Genomic DNA, 1,772 nt, shown 5'->3' with positions numbered 1-1,772 from the left:
ATATTTGATTCCGTAGATGCTTTTGCTTCTTCTTTTTTAGCTTCCTGATTACAGCTAAAAGTCAGCAAAATGGCCATGGCCATCAGGTAACTCAGCATCGATTGTTTAAATTTAAAATTTTTCATGTTTACAGTGTTTACAGTGTTTACAGTGTTTAAAAATTAATTAATAATTATTGCGTATTATTATTTTTATTTGCTCCTGTAAGGGCATTGGTTACAAAAGTTAAGTTGAGCATTAAGGCATCGTTCTTAAAACGTTGCCTCATACCATAGTCGAAACCATATTTAAACGTGAGTTGCATCCGTTGTTTCCACACCCAGTACCCTGCTGTGAAAGCCAAAGTGCTTTTTCTGTCCCGAACTGAAGGATCCCAAAAAACATCAGAACCTTTGTCATCTGAAATTTGCAAGTTGTGACCTCCTATTATACCCAATTCAAATCGTTCTGATAAATATTGACTGATACCATATTCCAAAGTGAATCGATTACCAGGCTTTACATCAGAATCTTTTATCTTACCGTTTATTTCATAGGTTAACCCAAGCATTAAGGCTGAGGATTTATCTGCTACCGGATAATAATATCCAAATCCTTGAAACTGATTGGTCCAGAAGCCAAGGCCTAAATTTTCAGATCCTCCATTTTCATATTTTCCTGTTGGGGCAGTTACTGAATACATGAAGGTAAGATCAGTCTTCTCGAACCCCCACGAAAGGCCTAATGGAACAATAAGCAAGTCACTGAAGCCACTTAATTTACCTGAAACCGATTGGTTCAGTTCTGGAATAATAGTACCTCCATTTTGTTCGGTAACCAATGAGGCATCGGCCCATGCAATAACCGGTGCTATTCCTGCCAAATATCTTGCTCCTCCCAGAATTGTCTTTTTCGACCCCCAAGCAATAACGGGGACCGTGGCGTATGTGTCAAGATTAATATCTACATTTATATCCGGAAGTGAGGGATCAAGATTACTAAGCGAGCCACCACTAAATTTATCTCCATTTCTATCATAGAATGAATTTGTTGAAGAACGATAATTATAAACGACAACAAATAGACCCGGTGGAGGTGTTGCCATATCTCTGACCCCAATAAATGACGCCAAATAATGCCCTCCTTGTACTGGAGAGACAGATTGGGCATTTGCTTCTTTACAAAAGCCTAATACAAGCAATGCAGTTAACCATATCATCGGTTTAACCTTTAAGTTGGTTTTTGCACAATCAACGAGTTTTAAGAATTGATTTATGATCATAACATTTAATTTTAATTAGTATTGATGAGCCTTTTAGCTTATATGTTAGTATTCAATTTTTCTACCGATAATACACTCATATGTAGTTCATACAATGAGATAAGTAACCCAGATAACTGGGCCTGATCACTCATCTTCCCAATTAAGGTTGTTTCTACACCTGATTTCTTATTTCTATAAGACAAATCCATACCTGAGAGTCTTTCGGACCAGGAGGACGGTACTTTTCCCAAGACCTTGATTTGGTAAATTGCTGGTTTGGAAAAAGAGAACGTAGATTTTATATTATCGTCTGTTGCACTCATGTTTTTAGCATTTAAATTTTACTTAATTTTGATGATTTAAAGATAATGACAACAGAAAGTGCATACAATAAACTAAAGTAGAAGAATGGTAGAGATATGGAGTCATATCCTATGGAAATTGTGCATAATGCCTCTAATACCAATTCCAATTTAAAATGACTGGAATAAAATGTTCTTTTTTTTTGTATTAATGAATACTACACATA

General features: G+C 35.9%; 2 protein-coding genes. Both read right to left on the bottom strand.

The genetic code is table 11. The features are described 5' to 3' along the window. Window positions 1-172: 172 nt before the first annotated feature. The gene (locus WBN20_RS15760; RefSeq protein ID WP_424282370.1) at window positions 173-1,261 is read right to left on the bottom strand and encodes a SphA family protein; all 1,089 of its coding nucleotides are present in this window, start codon (window positions 1,259-1,261) and stop codon (window positions 173-175) included. A 38-nt stretch (window positions 1,262-1,299) separates the two neighbouring features. Then, on the bottom strand, window positions 1,300-1,566 hold the full coding sequence (locus WBN20_RS15755) for a hypothetical protein (RefSeq protein ID WP_424282369.1): 267 nt from the start codon (window positions 1,564-1,566) through the stop codon (window positions 1,300-1,302). Window positions 1,567-1,772: the final 206 nt, after the last annotated feature.

The sequence above is a fragment of the Eudoraea sp. genome (assembly GCF_049665975.1).
GTDB lineage: Bacteria > Bacteroidota > Bacteroidia > Flavobacteriales > Flavobacteriaceae > Eudoraea.
This window is presented reverse-complemented; position numbering and strand designations above follow the sequence as displayed.

Coding starts and splice junctions, on each gene's coding strand:
- WBN20_RS15755 (WP_424282369.1), bottom strand. CDS start 1,566: ATGAGTGCAACAGACGATAATATAAAATCTACGTTCTCTTTTTCCAAA.
- WBN20_RS15760 (WP_424282370.1), bottom strand. CDS start 1,261: ATGATCATAAATCAATTCTTAAAACTCGTTGATTGTGCAAAAACCAAC.